This window comes from Ruegeria atlantica (genome assembly GCF_013032505.1).
GTDB lineage: Bacteria > Pseudomonadota > Alphaproteobacteria > Rhodobacterales > Rhodobacteraceae > Ruegeria > Ruegeria atlantica_F.
This window is the reverse complement of record NZ_WQCG01000002.1, coordinates 764,872-783,804: the sequence shown is the minus strand read 5'-3', so window position 1 is coordinate 783,804 and position 18,933 is coordinate 764,872. Positions and strand designations below refer to the sequence as shown.

Here is an 18,933-nt window from a genome sequence, read left to right as displayed (position 1 = left end):
GCAATGACTTTGCGCCCAATCGGCATTCTTGGTGGGATGGGACCCGAGGCCACCATTCTCCTCCAGCGAAAGCTGTTAGAGGCGGTGCCGGTACGTGATGACCGCGATCACATCCCACTTTTGATTGATATGAATCCGCAGGTGCCATCGCGGATCGCTCATCTGATTGATGAGAGCGGAGAAGATCCGGGGCCAACGCTGGGCGCAATGGCCCGTCGCCTTCAAGGCGCCGGAGCCACGGCACTGGCAATGCCCTGCAATACGGCACATCACTATGCCAATGCGATCACTGATGCTGTGAACATTCCGTTGCTAAATATGATTGAGTTGGCGGCGGATCACGCAGCTAGCCTGCTGGGATCAGGTGGTTGTGTCGGCATGCTTGCCTCACCCGCAGTTCGCCGTACATGCCTGTTCGAAACGGCTCTGCAAGCGCGTGGGTTAACGGCTATCTGGCCTATGGATGATCACAAAGCGTTGGCAGCAATACGCAAGATTAAAGTCGGCGGTCCGAGTAACGCGGCGCGCGAAATACTGCGAGCAGCCTCGAAAGAGTTGGTAAACGCAGGAGCTGATCTTCAACTTGTCGCCTGCTCGGAGTTTTCTCTTATTGCCGATAGCGTCGCGGACAAGAGCAAGGCCGTCGATACGATAGGTCTGTTGGTTGGCGCGATCGTTGAGTTTTCTCAAACGGGCCGACTTGGCGGGGTGGAATAGGAAGCCGCGCCTTGCTGAGCAGTGGGTTGCCAGGGATTTTCGCTGCTACAAACGCTCCCAAAGCTGATGTGCGGTCTGGTCAAAGGCGGCTGGATTGGAAAACGCCGAGATCGTCATTGTGGCGCACCACGCGTCGTCACCGATCGGTACCAGCAATCCCTGATCCAGTTCCGACGAAATCGCCGTCTCGGGCATCCAGGCAAATCCGCTGCCAGTCATCAAACGCCGCTTGATCGTTTCGACAAGACTATCGACATAGATCGTCTCGCTGTTTAGGGATTTCCGATCAATGGTGTTTTCAACGACCATCCCCAGAAACGAAGATCGGTCATATGCCAGATACGGGATCGGCGGGCCATTCTGTCTGTTTAAATCCCACCCATTAGCGCGCGCCGGGTCAACAGCCGCAACAGGCACCAGACGGTCCTTTATTAGATCCTTCCGCTCAAATGCGGCCTCATCAATCATCGGCGAGACTGAATGATGATAATAACACAGCAGGATATCCACCGCTCCTTCGATCAGAAGATCACAACAGGTGCTCAAGGAATCAGACAGGACACGCGTCCGCAGATCTGGGATTTGTTTCTGCAGCTCTTCTATGCGTGCCGCCAAAAAATTAACCGCGATGGTGTGAAGCACCGAAAATCGGATGAACCGACTATCGCCTCGGTCTGCGTCCCGCAAGGATTGGCGGGATTCTGACAGTTGCGAAATTGCCGTTAGGGCAACGGGCAGGAATTGTTTGCCGGCTTCAGTCAGTTGCACGGGGTATGTGGCTCGATTGACCAGAGGCAACCCAACCCAGCTTTCTAACGCCTTGATCCTACGGCTGAATGCGGATTGCGTGATATTCCGCTCGTCGGACGCGCGAGTAAAGTTCAAGGTCCGGGCAAGACATTCAAAGTCTCGTAGCCAATTCAGATCCAATGTGTGCTCCAACAAGTCAACAGACGCGCCACGTCAGCATACCGAAAATTATGCAAAAAAAGAATAGTTTGATGAAATGTTTGAATTGGCTCTCAGAAAAGCAATTGATCTAGACTTTTAGGCAGGGTCTGGCGGTTGGTCCTCTTTTTAGCCTTCCGTCCGAAGTTGCAGCCAACGGCACGTTGGCACGACCCTATTGCGCAATAGGAAAGTCGAACGACGGAAAAACGACGCCGAAATACGGCGCATTTCAACAGAGGAGAAGACCATGAGAACCAACCTAAAAACGCTCGGCATGGCGGCTGCGGTCAGCATCTATGCGATGCCGGCATTTGCGGCCGAAGAGGTCAAAATCGGTGTGCCATCCTGGACCGGAGCGCAGGCCATCGCGCACGTGCTTGGCGCGGTCGTGGAAATGCGTATCGGTGGCAAAGTGGAATATGTGCCCGGCAACAACGCGACGATCTTTCAGGCGATGGATCAGGGTAAGGGCGATATCGACGTCCATCCCGATGTATGGCTGCCCAATCAGGAAAGTTTTACCAAGAAATACGTGGACGAAGCGGGCACGGTAACTTTGTCGTCGAACCCTTATGAGGGCAATCAGGGCTTCTGCGTCAGCAAGGATTTTGGTGAAGCCAACAACATCACCGACATCGCTGATCTTGGTCGCCCCGATGTTGCCGCACTGATGGACAGTGACGGCAATGGCAAAGGTGAGATGTGGATCGGTGCGCCTGGCTGGGCTTCAGCGAATGTGAACGAAGTCAAAACGCGCGACTATGGTCTGCTTGATTTTATCGAACCGGTACGTGCCGAGGAGAGCGTGAAAACTGCGCGGATCAAGGACAGCATCGCGAAAGGCGAAGGCTATGCCTTCTATTGCTACAAGCCACACGCGGTCTGGTTCATGTTTGACGTTCAGATGTTGAGCGAGCCGACTTTCGACCCGGAAAAATACGTGATGGTGCAGCCTTCGGACGATCCGGATTGGTACAATAAATCCAGTGTTGCCACCAAAGATGCTCTGAAGAATGTTCAGATTGCTTGGTCTAACACACTGCCAGATCGTTCCCCGGCGATTGCTGATTTCTTCGCAAATTTCGCCCTGACGGCGGATGATGTCAGCGGCTTTGCTTATGAAATCAGCGGCAAGGGCCGTGATCCGGCAGAGGTTGCACGCGAGTGGGTCGAGGCGAACCCTGATCGTGTCGACGCTTGGCTGGGCCTCTGATCAAGCTTCCAGAAACAGGGTGGCGGCATCTGTTGGCGCCGCCCAAAAGCAGATCTCTGGGGGACCTATGAGCGATACCGTTATTGAAATCTCGAATGTCTGGAAGATATTTGGGGGCAGGCCCGAGGTGGCGCTGCAGGCAATCCGTGACCGTGGATTGGACAAGGCCCAGGTTCTGGCCGAATACAACTGCGTTGTCGGCGTCGCTGATGTCAGCCTGTCGGTCAACCGGGGCGAGATTTTCTGCATCATGGGTTTGTCAGGCAGCGGGAAATCCACTCTGGTCCGCCATTTCAACAGGCTGTTGGAACCTACCGCCGGTAAGATCGAAATCGAGGGCACCGATGTAATGGCGCTGGGGCCGAAAGAGCTTCAGCAGTTTCGCAATAACAAGATTGGCATGGTGTTTCAGAACTTTGCGTTGATGCCGCATCGATCGGTATTGGACAATGTCGCAATGCCATTGGAAATCCGGCAGGTCAGCAAGAACGAACGCATGCGGCAAGCCGCTGCCATTCTCGACATCGTTGAACTGGGTGCCTGGGGATCAAAGTTCGCACATGAGCTGTCCGGTGGTATGCAGCAGCGCGTAGGCCTGGCTCGTGCACTGGCGGCCAACCCGGATGTGTTGTTGATGGACGAGCCGTTTTCGGCGCTGGACCCTTTGATCCGAAGGCAATTGCAGGATGAATTCATTCGCCTGAGCAAGATCCTGAAAAAGACCACGATCTTCATCACACACGATCTGGACGAGGCGGTTCGTATCGGCAATCGGATCGCGATCATGCGCGACGGTAAGGTGGTTCAGATCGGAACTGCTGAAGACATCGTCATGAACCCTGCTGATGACTATGTGGCCGACTTCGTTGCGGGTATATCGCGGCTCAAAGTTGTTCGCGCTCATGCGGTCATGCGGCCGATACCCGAACATGTTGCGGCGCATGGGCCGCTATCGGCAGATGCCCCCCGGGTGAATGAGGCCGAAAATTTAAGCACGCTGATCAATCTGGCGATCGACAACAGCAGCGCCATCCTGGTGGAGGACGGTGGCATTGATGTTGGTGTCATTACCCGTGCCGACCTGTTGCGCACCGTGATCGAAGGGACCGAAGTGTCATGAGTATCTCTGATGTGAACCCTCTGGAAGATACCGAAAGCGAAGCAGCCCTGGCCTATGCCGAAGAGCGGCGCGAAAATATCCGAACATTTGTGCGCACTAGTCCTGAATACTACATCCGAAACTTCGACAAGATTGGTGCATCGTCCCGCTTCACGCCGACCTTCAATTTGATGGCCGGGATATTTGGGCCGGTCTGGTTCGGGGCACGGGGTTTGTGGTCATGGGCACTGCCATTTCTGATCCTCGAAACAATCGCTTACGTGCAAATTGCACGGGGAATGTTTGGCGACCTTGCCGCCGAGGCGATGGAGCGCATCGCATCGATTGAAGGGACGCTCGAGCTGCGACGTCAGCAGTTGGCTGCAGCCATCGAAAGCAACTCGGACAAGATCGATGTCTATCAGCGAACAGTGGATTCGCTTGAAGAAAACATTGGCGGCATCCGGGCCGAAGCCGAGGCGATGGCCGCTGAAGGTCCTTACATCATTCTGACTGGTCTAATCATTCTGATCATCGCCAAGCTGATACAGTCGCAGGTGGCAAATTGGGCGCTAGAGGCGCGGTTTTCCGATTGGCTGTCGGATCGTTCTATCCGCTCGGCTATGCCGGTGTCACAGATCGTGTTCAGTGCGATATTCATGGCATTGATCGTTGCAGCAGCGATGATGCATTACAGTTTTCCGGGCCGCTTCTCGCTGCTAAGCCATTTCCCGACAGATCCCAATATTCGCCTGACCAGTATAAAATGGGTGGAAGATTTCATCGCCTGGTGCGTGCGTAATAGCGAGGCCTTCTTTGACGGGCTTACATTTGGCATCCGCACATTGCTGGATGCGCTAGAGGTCATACTGGTGCAGACGCCGTGGATCGTGATTGCAAGCCTTATTATTCTGTTGACCTGGCTGACCGCTGGCATCAGCACAGCGATCTATTCGGGTGCATTTCTGGCCTATATGGGCCTGCTGGGCTTCTGGGAAGGGGCCATGACTACGCTGGCATTGCTGGGCACAGCCGCGTGCCTTTCGATTGTTATCGGTATTCCGCTGGGTATGTTCGCCGCTCGACGCCCTCGGTTTTATGCCTTTATCCAACCGATCATGGATTTCATGCAAACCATGCCGGCTTTTGTCTTCATGGTCCCCGTGATCGCGTTTTTCGGCGTTGGTAAGCCCGCGGCGGTTGTTGTCACAATGATCTTTGGCGGTACGCCAGTGGTGCGCCTGACCGTACTCGGGTTGCGTGGCGTTCCCGAAAGCGTGCGAGAGGCTGCGATCAGCTTTGGCGCCAACAAATGGTATTTGCTCACCAAAGTTGATTTGCCGCTGGCAAGCCCCTCTATTCGGGCGGGTATCAACCAGACAATCATGTTGTCACTGGCAATGGTTGTCGTCGCGTCGCTGATTGGTGCCAAAGGTCTGGGCGAGGACGTTCTGGAAGCGTTGCAGTATGCGAATGTTGGGCAAGGTATCCTTGCAGGGTTCTCAATCCTGTTCTGTGCCATGATCCTGGATCGCATCGTGCAGGGCGGCCGGAAATGACACCCGTTGTATTTGTCCATGGGTTCCTGGGCGGCAGTCGGCAATGGCAGGGACAGGTTGAGGCTATGGCGGCTTACAAGGTCATCACACTGGACCTGCCAGGCTTTGGTGAAAACGCGAAGCTTGATGCATTCTGCAGCATCTCGGGCTTCGCTGATTGGGTGCTGAACGAGTTGAAGATGCGCGGCATCGAGAAGTTCCACCTTGTTGGACACTCCATGGGCGGAATGGTCGTGCAGGAAATGATTGCCAGAGCACCCGAGCGTGTTGACCGCTTAGTGCTATACGGAACCGGGTCGGTAGGCGTCTTGCCAGGGCGGTTTGAGACCATTGATACTTCAAAGACGCGCGCCCGTGAGGATGGACCACAAGCGACGGCGCGTCGGATTGCGGCAACCTGGTTTTTAGATCGCGAAAAGGCTGCGGCATATGAAGACTGCGCTGCGATTGCTGAGCAAAGCAGCCTGCAAACAATACTTACGGGTTTGGATGCTATGCATTGTTGGAGTGGCGTCGAACACCTGTCGGTTATTCCGACCAAGACGCTGGTTATCTGGGGGGATCGTGACCGGACCTACCCATGGAGCCAAACAGAAAAATTATGGCAGTCTATTCCAAACGCCAACCTTGCGGTGATCCCGGAATCTGCACATGCGACGCATCTGGAAAAAGCCGGGTTATTCAACAGAGTGTTGATCGATTTCTTTGCTGCCCGATGAATTGTTTTGTCAACGAAAGTACCTCAGTGGTTTTGGTTCCGTATGTGCCGGAATGCATCGTATCTAGGGTTCAGAGAGTGAACTGCGAATTCAATTAGGTTCTGGTTCCAATCTGCCCCGCAGTTCGATTTACAGGGCGAGATAGCCTATACCAGCAAACGCAACGAAACATCCAAGCCACTGTCGTGGTACCATCTTTTCGCGCAAAATAGCCCATGCCAACACAACTGTCAGCAACCCAAAGACTGACGCCGCTACCGAAGCAAACTGTGCATTGGGCAGGCCGCCCGCTGCAGTCACGCTAAGGATGGCGATAGCATCCAAAACACCCATCACACATAGAAGAGGCAGAGCCTGCGGACCGGGCCAAATCGACCTTTTGGACGCCAAAGCGATCAAACCCAGGGCAAGGATTGCAGTCAGCCGAATGACCAAAGAGACCGAGTATTCGTTGCTTTGCTCTGTTGCATATTGTCCTAGCGCGAAGGCAGCGGCGAAACCAATTGCTGCAAGCAGCGACAATACCACCGTCGGGCCAGCTGCAGGGTAAGCCGTTGCGTCGCGTTCAGATTTGGCTGCCACAACGGAAACTCCAACACCGATCGCTATCACGGCAAGCCAGTGCAGTGGGCTGATGGTGGCACCGCGCCAGATCGCCAGTGAAACGGACAGAACCGGATAGCTCGCGACAAGTGGCGCAACCAGACGAACCGGACCACGCTGAAATGCTGCGTACATGCTTATGCCAGCCATAAGGTAACACCCACCTGCGGCGACCGCGCTGATCATTACGGTGCCGGAAATGGGATCAAGGCCTCCCAGCGTTGCGACTAGACCAAATTGCAGCACCGCACCTGAAATCAGCACAATCATAAGTGACGCAATTACGCTGACAGACTGACTGACATAGCGCACCGCCAGATCATGAATTCCCCAGCAAAGTGCCGCCAACAGGCCTAGGGCCAGAGCATTCATAGCGTCATCACCATCACCGGATTAATCTGAATCCGCCTCTGAACATGTCTACGTCAATATGTCACTGTTGATAAACTTATTTTCCTGTTATGCAATATTGTCGATGCCAGAGTTACAGAAAGGCAGCACATGAAACCCGCGATTGAGCAAATTGGTGGTGAGGCCCAACTGCGTGCTCTGGTCGAGCGATTTTATGACCGAATGGAAACGGATCCGGCGGTGCATTCGTTGCACAGGCTTCATTTCCGAGGGCATGGGCTGAACCACACCAGACAAGCTCAGTTCGAGTTTCTCAGTGGGTTTCTGGGTGGTCGGGCCTACTACCGCGAACGTTTCGGCCATATGGACCTGCGTGAAATCCATGCCCATGTTCCAATCCGGGAGGCCGACGCAGAGCTTTGGCTGGACACCTTCGATGCAGCTTTGGCGGATTGCGAGTTGACAGGTCCGGTTGTTGATAGAATGCGCGCGACGCTCCGCAGGGCTGCGCTGATGCTGGTCAACGACGTTCCCGACTGGCGGTTAGAAGCGGATGCCGGGCATGCGTGACAAACCTCTCGCGACGGTCAAACAGGGTCGGCGTATTCGATCAGAGTTGGCGCAACGAAGCGTAGATTTTTGATGTCATTTTGAATTGATCGGCAGAGATTTCGTCACTGTCACGTTCCATGACCAACGCCGCACTAGCAGATCCAAGCCAATCAACTGCGCATCGGTGATTGCCTTCATCACTCATCCATGCGCTGATCGTACCCTGGACGATTTCGGGATGAAACTGAACGCCCCAGGCAAGATCTCCGACACGTATCGCCTGCACCGGGCAACCCGCAGACTGTGCCAGGACAGTTGTTCCAGAAGGTAATTTTTTAGCGCCGACGCCGTGCCACTGAAGTACGCGGAACTGCCGGGGTAGGGCGGCGAATAAGGGATCTTGTTTGGCGCTATTGGTCAGTTCGACAGGCAGTACTCCGATTTCCGGGACTTGCATGCGGGTGCAGGTGCCACCAAGCGCATCTATCAACAGTTGATGTCCAAGACATATTCCGAAATACGGTCGGTTGAGATCACGTACCCACGTCCTGATAGCTTGCTTTTCAGAAACTAGCCAACGGTAAGATTCAACTTCCCAAACATCCATAGGACCACCCATCACGAGCAAGAGGTCAAAATCCTCCAGCTGCGGAATAGGCTGTCCATTGTAAAGGTGTACGATCTGCATTTCGTCTTGGTGACTAACGATGTGATCGCAAAGCGCGCCGGGGCCCTCGCCTGGTGAATGTTGAAATATGAGCACGTTCATAATTTGCCTCTTGAGGCTTGAAAAAGGGCCGCAGCTTGTGCCGCGGCCCAGAGATGCAATACTGCACCCGGCTTAGATGTCCAATGTGTTGTCTTTTTCCCAACGTGAGAAATGCGACACGAAAGAGTTCCACTCCTGATGCTTCATCTTGAGGAACGCGGATGAAAACTCGGCACCCATCATTGCCTTCAGTTCTTTGTCCTTGTCGTATTCACGCAACGCATCAAGCATGTTCAAAGGCAGTTTCGGAGCACCACGAACCTTATGACCTTCGGCATACATATCGATATCCCAGCGTTTGCCTGGATCTGCCTTGGACCGGATGCCGGATAGCCCAGCCGCGATAATGACGGCCTGTAGCAGATACGGGTTGGTTGCCCCGTCCGGCAGGCGCAGTTCGAACCGTCCGGGGCCGGGGACGCGGACCATGTGGGTTCGGTTGTTGCCCGTCCACGTCACAGTGTTTGGTGCCCAAGTTGCACCCGACATTGTCCTCGGTGCGTTGATGCGCTTGTAGCTGTTCACTGTAGGATTGGTGATCGCGGCCAGTGCCGAGGCGTGTTTCATAATGCCGCCCAGGAAGTGTTTGCCGCGTTCTCCCAGACCAACCTCTCCGGTTGGGCCTTCGCCTTCGCCTGCAAACACGTTGGTTTTTGCATCCGCGCCCGGCGCATCCCAGACCGAGATATGAGCGTGACAACCATTTCCAGTTAGGCCTTCGACCGGTTTCGGCATGAAGGTCGCCCGAAGCCCGTGCTTTTCGGCCACCGATTTGGTCATGAATTTGAAGAAGGAATGCTTGTCCGCCGTGCGCAGAACGTCGTCAAATTCCCAATTCATCTCGAACTGGCCATTGGCGTCCTCGTGGTCGTTCTGATACGGCCCCCAACCCAGCTCCAGCATGTAATCACAGATCTCTCGCACCACATCATAGCGGCGCATTACGGCCTGTTGGTCATAACAGGGCTTTTCTGCTGTGTCGAATGGGTCGCTGATCTGCTCTCCATCCGGGGTCAGCAGAAAGAACTCGGCTTCGATACCGGTTTTGACATGCATGCCTTCGGCGGCGGCCTCGTCAATAAGGCGACGCAGCACATTGCGCGGGGCTTGCGCGACATCGCTTCCTTCCATCACGCAGTTACCAGCAACCCAAGCCACTTCGGGCTTCCACGGTAGCTGAATGACCGAGGATGGATCAGGCACCGCAAGCATGTCAGGATGCGCTGGTGTCATGTCCAGCCACGTGGCAAAGCCGGCGAATCCCGCGCCGTCCTCCTGCATATCCGCGATAGCTTGCGCGGGCACTAGTTTGGCCCGTTGTCCACCGAACAAGTCGGTGAATGATATCATGAAGTATTTGACGCCTTTTTCTTTTGCGAAAGCTGCGAGATCTGTCGTCACGATTGCTTTCCTTTCCCTGTTGATTTTTTGTTTTTCAAAGTAAAAATGCGGCCCCCATCAGGGAGCCGCGCAGCTTCGTTTCTAAAACCCTTCCTTACCCGGGTACCAACTGGTTCCTGCCAGTGGCACCCGCGCCATGGCGGCGGCCTCCATTGTCAGGGCACACAAATCTTCGGGCTCGAGGTTGTGCAGATGGTTGTGACCACAGGCGCGCGCGATCGTCTGCGCCTCAAGCGTCATAACCTTCAGATAGTTCCGCAGCCTGCGGCCCGCGTCGACCGGGTTCAGGCGTGCTGCCAAATCTGGGTCTTGCGTGGTGATGCCCGCCGGGTCCTGGCCTTCATGCCAATCATCATATGCGCCGGTGGTGGTGCCTAGCTTCTGATACTCGGCCTCCCACTTGGGATCGTTGTCGCCCAGAGCCACCAATGCGGCGGTGCCTATGGCGACCGCATCTGCACCCAGCGCCAGCGCCTTGGCAACATCGGCACCGGTGCGGATACCGCCCGAGATGACCAGTTGAACCTCGCGGTGCACGCCCAGATCTTGCAGTGCCTGAACGGCAGGGCGGATACACGACAGCGTCGGCAGCCCGACATGCTCGATGAACACGTCCTGCGTCGCGGCGGTGCCACCCTGCATGCCGTCCATCACCACAACATCAGCACCCGCCTTCACTGCCAAAGCAGTGTCGTAGTAGGGGCGTGTTGCACCGACCTTAACGTAGATCGGTACCTGCCAATCTGTGATTTCCCGCAACTCAAGGATCTTGATTTCAAGATCGTCCGGGCCGGTCCAGTCCGGATGACGACAGGCGGAACGCTGGTCGATCCCCTTGGGCAAGGTGCGCATCTCGGCCACCCGGTCGCTGATCTTCTGCCCCAGCAACATGCCGCCGCCGCCGGGCTTGGCACCCTGACCGACCACGATCTCGATCGCGTCCGCTTTGCGCAGGTCGTTGGGATTCATGCCGTAGCGCGATGGCAGGTACTGATAAACCAGCTTGCTGGAATGACCGCGTTCCTCAGGGGTCATGCCACCGTCTCCGGTGGTGGTCGATGTGCCCGCTGCAGATGCACCACGGCCCAGAGCTTCCTTTGCCGGGCCGGACAAGGCACCAAAGCTCATCCCTGCGATAGTGATCGGAATATCTAGCTCAATCGGCTTTTTGGCAAAACGCGTGCCCAGCGTTACCGAGGTATCGCAGCGCTCTCGATAGCCTTCCAGCGGATAGCGCGACACTGACGCGCCCAGAAACAGAAGGTCGTCAAAGTGCGGCACCTTCCGCTTCGCTCCACCACCACGAATGTCATAGATGCCGGTCGCTGCAGCGCGACGGATTTCTGCATTGATCGGGTTGGAAAACGTCGCCGACTGAATCGGCAGGGTGCGGGGGATCTGATCGTCCATATCTTTCATACCCTTCTTCCTCAATAAGCGGCGGAATTGTCGACGTCAAAGTTGTACAGCTGACGGGCAGAGCCGTAGCGTTTGAATTCTTCCGGCTTGGCATCGCTGCCTGCGCGAGCCAGCAAGTCCTTCAGGATGTCCAGATGCTCGGGCCGCATTTCCTTCTCGATGCAATCGGCGCCGAGGCTTTTAACCGCGCCACGTACGAACAGCCTTGCTTCGTAGAGTGAATCTCCCAGCGCATCACCTGCATCTCCGCAGACGACCAGGTTGCCGGCCTGTGCCATAAAGGCGGACATGTGGCCGATATTGCCATGTACGACAATGTCGATACCTTTCATCGAGATGCCGCAGCGTGAGCTAGCATTGCCCTTGATAACCAGTAAACCGCCGTGGCCCGTGGCCCCGGCATATTGGCTGGCATCGCCGTCTACTATTACTTGGCCGGACATCATGTTCTCGGCCACGCCCGGACCAACAGACCCCTCAACCTTGATGGTCGCCTGTTGATTCATCCCGGCGCAGTAATAGCCGGTCGAACCTTTGACCGTCACTTCAATGGGTGCGTCCAGGCCGACAGCAATCGCATGACTGCCTTTGGGGTTCACGATTTCCCAGTTTGTTTGATTGGTCTCGGCGGATTGCGCTTGCAGGGAAGAATTCAATCCGCGCAGCCCGTCTGCCTCTAGATCATAGGTCTGCATATCAGGCGGCCTTTTCGTGTGTTGTTGGGCTGTTGTTGTGGGACCAGAAATAAACAGTGGAGGGTTCAGGCTCCCACACCCTCGCGTCTTCGATGCCGGGCAGGTTCACCAACGCCCGGTATTCGCTGCCAAAGGCCACGTACTGATCGGTTTCGGCCATCACAGCTGGCTTGCAGGCAATCGGGTCGCGCACGACACCAAAGCCGTCTTTGGTGCCGACAACAAAGGTAAAGAAACCGTCAAGATCGTCGATGCTGGATTCCAGAGCTTCACCCAGAGTGGCTCCGTTCATCATTTTCCAAGTGAGGTATGCAGCACCAACTTCGGTGTCGTTCTCGGTCTGGATAACCACACCTTCTCGGCGCAGCTTTCGGCGCAACGAGTTGTGGTTGGACAGCGACCCGTTATGGACCAGGCATTGATCGGATCCAGTATTGAAAGGGTGCGCGCCCATAGTTGTCACGGCAGATTCTGTTGCCATGCGGGTGTGGCCAATGCCATGGGTCCCGCTCATGCCGCTCAGATTGAAGCGGTCCGCAACATCCTTGGGCAAACCAACTTCCTTATAGATTTCGAGGCTGTCACCTCGGCTCATGATCCGAACCGAGGAGCGGATTTCGGCCAGCGCGGCGCGCGCGGCTTCGAACTGCCCGGCGGGAACTTCCAAAACAGTATGTGTATCGTTGTCTGTCTGACCAACCATCGAACCTAGGCTTTTGCCCAGCTCATCGGCCAAGCCGACAAAGTCGGTATCGGGGGTGGGGGACTGAACCGTTATCTTGGTTTTCCCATCCGTCTCTGCCCCGTAGATCGCAATACCGGCACTGTCGGGGCCACGATCTGTCATCGTGATTAGCATGTCTGTCAGCATATTGCCCAGTTGGGGCGCAAGAGACTGGTCTTTGAGGAATAATCCAACAATTCCGCACATGGCTGGCAGATCTCCTTGTGTGTTTCGTTATGATTCGACGGTACCAACAAATTTGCAGGACATCAATAATCGTAGGAAAGTTTTTTTCCTAAGAGGCAATGGGCGAGACCTCTGGTTTCTCGCCCATAGCAGGTTCTTTTAGAAGCTGGGTCAGTATCGCTCTAACTGGGCTTTCACTTTTTCTTCGTCACCAGTGTGGCGTGCCTTTTCCAGGTGTTCGCCTTCGCGGACAAACTGGATGCGATGCCAGCCAATCCAGAAAACGACACCTATGATGACCATCAGCACTTCGTAGCCTTGGAAGGGGTAGATAGGTCCAACCTCGGCAAGATCGACAGCCCAATTTGTATATCCGTTTGTAGACATGTCTCTCTCCTTTACTTCGCAGCCGCGCCTGCTCGGGCAGCCAGTTCCTGTTTGTCAGCTTCGATGATCGCGGCTTTTGCGTCCTCGTAGGCGTGGTGCTCGGCATAATCGAGGCCTTGCAGTTCAACTTCTTCCGGGATGCGCAGCACGCCCATGGAAGACTGAATCTTGGCCAGAGCCCATCCAGGCAGGAAGCCCAGAACAAAGAACATGATGACCGCGCCGGTGATCTGTCCGATCGGGTTGATCGTTGCATAACCTTCGTAAGGCGAAGACGGGACACCCCATAGGACAAACCCAGAGATCACCAGACCAACGAACCCGGCGTAACCGTGCACTGCAACGGCACCTACCGCGTCATCCAGCTTGAACCGGCGTTCGACCCAATAGTGCAGCTTGTACACGATGACGACACCGATGGCGGCAATGATCATTGCCTGGATTGGGTGATACAGGTCGTTACCGGCCGAGGCGGTGATGATTCCGGCAAGCCCGCCCGAGAACGTCCAGAACGCATCACCTTTCGAGATCACATACGCTGCCATCAGACCGCCAGACAGCGACATGAGGAAGTTGAAGGTGATCGCCGACAGGGTCGTCGGAGCCAGATAGATGTTGGTTGCTGTCCAAGTTACGCCGGTGATTTGGCCGTCAATCGCCTCGGGCGAAATGGCAGGAACGTTGCAAGCGGCATAGAAGCCCCAGAACCCGGTATAGATCAGAAAAATTCCGATCGTCAGCAGCCATGGATTGTGCGGCGGGATGTCCCGCGGCGTGCCGTCCTTGGCAAATTTGCCGAGGCGCGGCCCCAGAACCATAATCACGCCAAGCGCGTAGCCCCCGGCAATGGCATGGATAACCCCAGAGGCGTAAGCATCATGATAGCCTAGGATTCGTACCATCCAACCGCCATAGTGCCAGCCCCATGCGGCATCGATGATCCACCAGACCGATCCGATCATGACTGCATGAACCCATAGGGCCGAGGATCTGATCCGTTCGATCACAGATCCCGAAACGATTGATGCGGCTGTCCATGAAAACAGTAGGAACGCTGCCCAAAAAACCCCTGTGATTCTGTCGCCGAGGTTTGTCGCCATCGTGTCGGCCCAGGGCAGGTTTGCAGCACCTGCTTCGGTGTCCAGCCCGCCCCAGAAGGGGAAGTTTGGGAAAGCCCAATAGATCCACCATCCAAAGAAGAAAAACGTTACCGTTACCAGCGGGATGATCATGATGTTTTTCATCAATGTGTGCATGTGGTTACGGGCGCGGCTTGCCCCGACTTCGTACATGCAAAAGCCCACATGGATGAGGAACATGAAAACGACCGTTACCCAGTAGTAGAACTCGGTAAAGACCGTCGTGAGTGCATTTAGATTGCCATCCACTTCGTAGTCTCCCTGTTGTTGCAGCAGCAAGCCTCTCTCCGGAAACTTTCCTGCTGGGAAATATTGTCTACTCAGAGGACAATCTCGCGGGTCACCTGTCAATAGATATGTGAGGCAAACATCTTTAGAGCGGGCGTCGCAAGCGCAATTTTAAGGGTCGGTTTTGACCGCAAAACATTATAGACAAAAGGTTTTTTTGAGATCCTTTCTCCATCTTTAGGGTTCATTTTTTAAAGGCAAATATTCCCATCAGGAAAAAATTCTGCACACAAGTGTTGATTTTCAATCGGACATCGGCCTCAATATGGGCAACAAAAAAGCAATCAACGGGAGAGTTGCACCATGGCCATTCTTTGGAGGACGTCCGCCCTTGCGCAGCGCCACGCCGAAATCGGCGGCGAACTTGAGGACTGGAACGGTATGGGAACCGCATGGTTCTATGACCATAGCCCGGAACGTGCCAAAGCCGACTACGAAGCCATCCGAACCAAAGCTGGCCTCATGGATGTATCCGGCCTCAAAAAGGTCCACGTCGTCGGTGAAGATGCTGCCTATGTCATTGACCGTGTCACCACGCGCAATGTGGAAAAGATCATGCCGGGCCGGTCGACCTATGCCTCGATCCTGAATGCCGAAGGCAAGTTCGTTGATGATTGCATCATTTATCGCTTATCGGTGAACACATGGCTTGTCGTGCATGGCACGGGGACAGGCATGGAGCAGCTGACATCGGTTGCGGCTGGAAAGAACTGCTCGGTCATTTTTGACGACGACATGCACGACATGTCGCTGCAGGGACCGGTGGCCGTTGATTTCCTGGCCAAGCACATTCCCGGAATTCGTGATCTGGCTTATTTTGGGATCATGCAAACCAAACTATACGGCTGCCCGGTTATGATTTCGCGGACCGGCTACACCGGTGAGCGTGGGTATGAGATTTTCTGTCAGGCCAAGCACGCCGTACACCTGTGGGACAACATTCTGGCCGAGGGCAAAGACATGGGCATCGTGCCGGTCCAGTTCTCGACGCTCGATCTGCTGCGCACCGAAAGCTATCTGCTGTTTTACCCCGGTGATAACTCGGAAACCTATCCGTTCGACGATGAAACATGCGGCGATACTCTTTGGGAACTGGGTTTGGAATTCACTGTGTCACCCGGGAAAACTGGCTTTATCGGAGCCGAGAACCACTATGCTTCGCAAGGCAAAGAACGGTTCAAGATCTACGGCGTCAAACTTGACGGCACGACCCCGGCAGATGAAGGCGCGGACCTGTTGCAAAACGGCGAAAAGGTCGGCGTTGTCACCTTCGGCATGTATTCCGAAATCAATGGGCACAATGTTGGTATCGCCCGTATGCCGGTCGCCTGTGCCTCACCCGGCACCCAGCTGACGGTCCGCAACGGTGATGGGACAGAAACAGCGGCGACTGCGGAAGAGATGCCGTTCTACGATCAGGACAAATCGATCAGAACCGCAAAGGGCTGAGTTTAAGGGGGCGCAACGGTCAAACCGAGGCGCCCTTTTCCTATTTGAGGGCACAATGTCAAAGTTCGAATTTCCCAAGTCAATCGCAAGCCGCCCGGTCTGGGGTACGCTAGAGGTTCGCTCAGGTGAACATCATCTCATAATCGCCGAGGCCGAAGGGGCCGAGGCGGTTCTTGGCATAGCGACACCCGATCTGATGGCTAAATCCCATCTGATCTTTCTTCCCAAAGGGTCGGATTTTTCTGAAAAACTACAAGCGCTGAACCCCGCTCAGTTCTACGAAGGTCCGTCCTATGAGGCCGCGCTGCCCCGTATTCGCCGTGTCCTGGAAGACGCGCATATGGGATTGCAGGTCTATTTGACTGGCACAGAGGGGATGATGGGCCAGGCCATGAACGAAGTGGTGGCCGTTGGACTTCCGCATACCGCAATTCAAACCGAACATCGCGGGTCGGTTGCGCGTCGGATGCAATGTGTGCATTGCAAGGGCATCACCGAAAACGTCGAAATTGATCCTTTTGTCTGCTCGCATTGCGGGCTGAACTTGTTTGTGCGCGACCACTATTCCCGCCGTCATGCCGCCTACCAGGGCGTCCGTGTCGATGCCGAGGATCATGGCAACGTGCCCGAGCCGAAAGGGATCTACGAATGAGCGGCGCCGAAAAAATCCAGGTCAAAGTGACTGAAATCACCTCGTTGAACGAACTGGTAACGCGATTCCGGTTTGAACGTGTTGACGGTGGACAATTGCCGACTTTTTCGGGCGGTGCGCATACCGTTGTCGAAATGCAGGACGGCGGTATCACCCGCTTGAATCCATATTCTCTGATGTCGGATCCGTTTGATCAGTCATCCTACACGATCTCAGTTCGCCGCGATGATAGTGGCAGGGGGGGATCGTTATTTATGCACCGTCAGGTCAAGCTCGGCGATGAAATGACTATCAGCTATCCGGTCAACCTGTTCTCGCTTGACCTTCGCGCCCGCAAACATCTGTTTCTGGCGGGTGGCATCGGGATTACTCCGTTTCTGGCCCAGATCAAACAGTTGGAATTGCTGCACGGTCATTGGGAATTGCACTATGCTTGCCGCAACCACGCACTGGCATCCTATGCGGATCAGCTTACAGACCGGCACCCGAATGAAACGCATCTGTATTACGACGATCAGAATCAGCAGATTGATCTGAAAAACCTGCTCAGCGGGCAACCTTTGGGCACGCATGTCTATGTCTGTGGCCCCAAGGGCATGATCGACTGGGTGCGCAATACCGCAGCCGCCGAAGGCTGGCCCGAGGATTGCGTGCATTACGAAGAGTTTCTGGCCCCGCAGCCCGGCAAACCTTTCGAAGTGCGTCTGGCCGCGTCGGACAAGGTCGTGCATGTGGGCGAGAATGAAAGCCTTCTCGAAGCCATCGAACGCGAAGGTGTGGATGCGCCGTATCTGTGCCGCGGAGGGGCTTGCGGTCAGTGTGAAACCGTTGTGCTGGATCACGCTGGAAACTTTGTTCACCGCGATCATTGGCTGACTGACGAAGAAAAGGCAGCAGGCAAGAAAATCATGCCCTGCGTATCGCGTTTCGAGGGCAAGTCCCTCGTGCTGGACCGCTGAGAGGAGGCCCATCATGACCATTCAATTCAACGACGAATCCTTCCGCGACGACTATACGTTTCACAACTCGGAATGGGCGATCAAACGCTTTCCGTTCCCGTTCCACGAAGACAGCTACATGTATTCCGTCAACATGGAACAACATCGGGGTGGTCCCGAGGGCTCGGTCTATGAAATGCGGTTCGATGTTGATGAGCATTATGTCTCGGAAATGAAAGATCGGGCCATAGTTCTGGATCAGGACCCTCTGCGCTGTCAGTCGTTGCCGCATATGACATTGGCGGGTTGGGACTTGCTGGAACTGATCATGGTCAGCAAATCCGAGGACTACCCGGACCTGTTCGAGCTGCACCGCAACGGCAATCAGTGGCGCTGGATCAATAAGCCGCTGGGGATTGATCACAGCTTTACCTTCATGGACGAAACCACGCTGCCTTACGGGCCGATGGAATACATTACCCGTCAGGCACAGGGCGATTTCGCCGTGCTGGATCAGCGTGACGAGATGCTGTGGATGGACGCCGGAATGGTGACGACCCAAGCCGACTGGAGTCTGGATTTCGACATCGGCATGAACTTTTTTGAATGGCACGCGCCAGTTCCAAAAGCGCATGAGATGGGGATCTTTCAGCGCGCGCTGAAATTCCTGCTGAACATCCAACAGGGCGCACCGGCACGACGTCTGAACTGGACTATGACGGTAAACCCGTTGCTGGATACCAGCCCCGAGAACTATCACAAGTGGGGTATTCAAAAGACCACGCTGACGCCGGAAAACATTGCCCACAAGCAACATCTACGGGTCGAGTTGCAAACCTTTTTCCGCTTGCCGCGATCTAACGCGCTGGTGTTTCCGATCCGCTGCTATCTGTGCAGTTTTCAGGATCTGATGACCGTTCCCAAATGGGGTCGACGGCTGCACAGGGTCATTCGGGATCTTCCTGAAGAGTTAGCCACCTATAAGGGGTTTATCGACAACCGCCCGATGATGCTGGAATATCTCAGCCAGTATGATGACGGGCTGCCGACTTCTCCTGGAGTCTGGCCGGATTTGGAAACGGAACCGCCTCTGAAAAAGTAAGCTGGCCGAAGGAAATTTTC

General features: G+C 55.1%; 19 protein-coding genes. 10 read left to right on the top strand and 9 right to left on the bottom strand.

What is annotated here, in order from left to right; genetic code table 11:
• The first annotated feature begins 3 nt into the window (after positions 1-3).
• Positions 4-717: an aspartate/glutamate racemase family protein gene (locus GOW92_RS10590; protein WP_170560551.1), complete on the top strand. Its 714-nt coding sequence runs from the start codon at positions 4-6 to the stop codon at positions 715-717.
• A gap of 45 nt (positions 718-762) precedes the next feature.
• On the opposite strand, the gene GOW92_RS10585 is transcribed toward GOW92_RS10590, so the two are convergent.
• Complete coding sequence (locus GOW92_RS10585; RefSeq protein ID WP_170560550.1) at positions 763-1,647, bottom strand: LysR family transcriptional regulator; 885 nt, start codon at positions 1,645-1,647, stop codon at positions 763-765.
• 268 nt (positions 1,648-1,915) lie between these two features.
• Here GOW92_RS10585 and GOW92_RS10580 point away from each other — a divergent pair, with 268 nt between their 5' ends.
• The 4 genes from GOW92_RS10580 (at position 1,916) to GOW92_RS10565 (ending at position 6,258) form a co-directional block, all read left to right on the top strand.
• Positions 1,916-2,881, top strand: coding sequence for an ABC transporter substrate-binding protein (locus GOW92_RS10580; RefSeq protein WP_170560549.1), 966 nt, complete (start codon positions 1,916-1,918; stop codon positions 2,879-2,881).
• A 67-nt stretch (positions 2,882-2,948) separates the two neighbouring features.
• On the top strand, positions 2,949-4,001 hold the full coding sequence (locus GOW92_RS10575; protein WP_170560548.1) for a quaternary amine ABC transporter ATP-binding protein: 1,053 nt from the start codon (positions 2,949-2,951) through the stop codon (positions 3,999-4,001).
• Complete coding sequence (locus GOW92_RS10570; RefSeq protein ID WP_170560547.1) at positions 3,998-5,539, top strand: ABC transporter permease; 1,542 nt, start codon at positions 3,998-4,000, stop codon at positions 5,537-5,539. The genes GOW92_RS10575 and GOW92_RS10570 overlap by 4 nt, the downstream gene beginning before the upstream one ends.
• On the top strand, positions 5,536-6,258 hold the full coding sequence (locus tag GOW92_RS10565) for an alpha/beta fold hydrolase (RefSeq protein WP_170560546.1): 723 nt from the start codon (positions 5,536-5,538) through the stop codon (positions 6,256-6,258). The genes GOW92_RS10570 and GOW92_RS10565 overlap by 4 nt, the downstream gene beginning before the upstream one ends.
• Positions 6,259-6,387: 129 nt before the next feature.
• On the opposite strand, the gene GOW92_RS10560 is transcribed toward GOW92_RS10565, so the two are convergent.
• A complete protein-coding gene (locus GOW92_RS10560) occupies positions 6,388-7,233 on the bottom strand; it encodes a DMT family transporter (protein ID WP_170560545.1) in 846 nt (281 codons plus the stop codon).
• Between the two features lie 129 nt (positions 7,234-7,362).
• Between GOW92_RS10560 and GOW92_RS10555 the strand changes: the two genes are divergently transcribed.
• Positions 7,363-7,782, top strand: a complete 420-nt coding sequence (locus GOW92_RS10555) for a group II truncated hemoglobin (protein WP_170560544.1) — start codon at positions 7,363-7,365, stop codon at positions 7,780-7,782.
• A gap of 40 nt (positions 7,783-7,822) precedes the next feature.
• On the opposite strand, the gene GOW92_RS10550 is transcribed toward GOW92_RS10555, so the two are convergent.
• From GOW92_RS10550 to GOW92_RS10520, 7 genes are all read right to left on the bottom strand, one after another.
• A complete protein-coding gene (locus GOW92_RS10550; RefSeq protein ID WP_170560543.1) occupies positions 7,823-8,533 on the bottom strand; it encodes a type 1 glutamine amidotransferase in 711 nt (236 codons plus the stop codon).
• A 72-nt stretch (positions 8,534-8,605) separates the two neighbouring features.
• Entirely contained in the window at positions 8,606-9,934 is a 1,329-nt protein-coding gene (gene glnT / locus GOW92_RS10545) for a type III glutamate--ammonia ligase (protein WP_170560542.1), read from the bottom strand.
• Positions 9,935-10,015: 81 nt separating this feature from the next.
• Entirely contained in the window at positions 10,016-11,344 is a 1,329-nt protein-coding gene (locus GOW92_RS10540; protein ID WP_170560779.1) for an FMN-binding glutamate synthase family protein, read from the bottom strand.
• Between the two features lie 20 nt (positions 11,345-11,364).
• Positions 11,365-12,048 carry a protein GlxC gene (locus GOW92_RS10535; protein WP_170560541.1) on the bottom strand — a complete coding sequence of 228 codons (684 nt, stop codon included), beginning with the start codon at positions 12,046-12,048 and terminating at the stop codon, positions 11,365-11,367.
• Position 12,049: 1 nt separating this feature from the next.
• Positions 12,050-12,979: a class II glutamine amidotransferase gene (locus GOW92_RS10530; RefSeq protein WP_170560540.1), complete on the bottom strand. Its 930-nt coding sequence runs from the start codon at positions 12,977-12,979 to the stop codon at positions 12,050-12,052.
• A gap of 150 nt (positions 12,980-13,129) precedes the next feature.
• Positions 13,130-13,345 carry a hypothetical protein gene (locus GOW92_RS10525; RefSeq protein ID WP_170560539.1) on the bottom strand — a complete coding sequence of 72 codons (216 nt, stop codon included), beginning with the start codon at positions 13,343-13,345 and terminating at the stop codon, positions 13,130-13,132.
• Between the two features lie 11 nt (positions 13,346-13,356).
• Positions 13,357-14,733, bottom strand: coding sequence for an ammonium transporter (locus tag GOW92_RS10520; protein WP_170411158.1), 1,377 nt, complete (start codon positions 14,731-14,733; stop codon positions 13,357-13,359).
• A gap of 342 nt (positions 14,734-15,075) precedes the next feature.
• On the opposite strand from GOW92_RS10520, the gene GOW92_RS10515 reads away from it, so the two are divergent.
• The 4 genes from GOW92_RS10515 to GOW92_RS10500 are packed head-to-tail and all read left to right on the top strand — an operon-like array spanning position 15,076 to position 18,913.
• Complete coding sequence (locus tag GOW92_RS10515; protein WP_170560538.1) at positions 15,076-16,221, top strand: aminomethyltransferase family protein; 1,146 nt, start codon at positions 15,076-15,078, stop codon at positions 16,219-16,221.
• A 55-nt stretch (positions 16,222-16,276) separates the two neighbouring features.
• A complete protein-coding gene (locus GOW92_RS10510) occupies positions 16,277-16,873 on the top strand; it encodes a dimethylamine monooxygenase subunit DmmA family protein (protein WP_170560537.1) in 597 nt (198 codons plus the stop codon).
• Entirely contained in the window at positions 16,870-17,832 is a 963-nt protein-coding gene (locus tag GOW92_RS10505) for a PDR/VanB family oxidoreductase (protein ID WP_170560536.1), read from the top strand. Before GOW92_RS10510 ends, GOW92_RS10505 begins: the two co-directional genes overlap by 4 nt.
• 13 nt (positions 17,833-17,845) lie before the next feature.
• Positions 17,846-18,913 carry a heme-dependent oxidative N-demethylase family protein gene (locus GOW92_RS10500; protein WP_170560535.1) on the top strand — a complete coding sequence of 356 codons (1,068 nt, stop codon included), beginning with the start codon at positions 17,846-17,848 and terminating at the stop codon, positions 18,911-18,913.
• Positions 18,914-18,933: the final 20 nt, after the last annotated feature.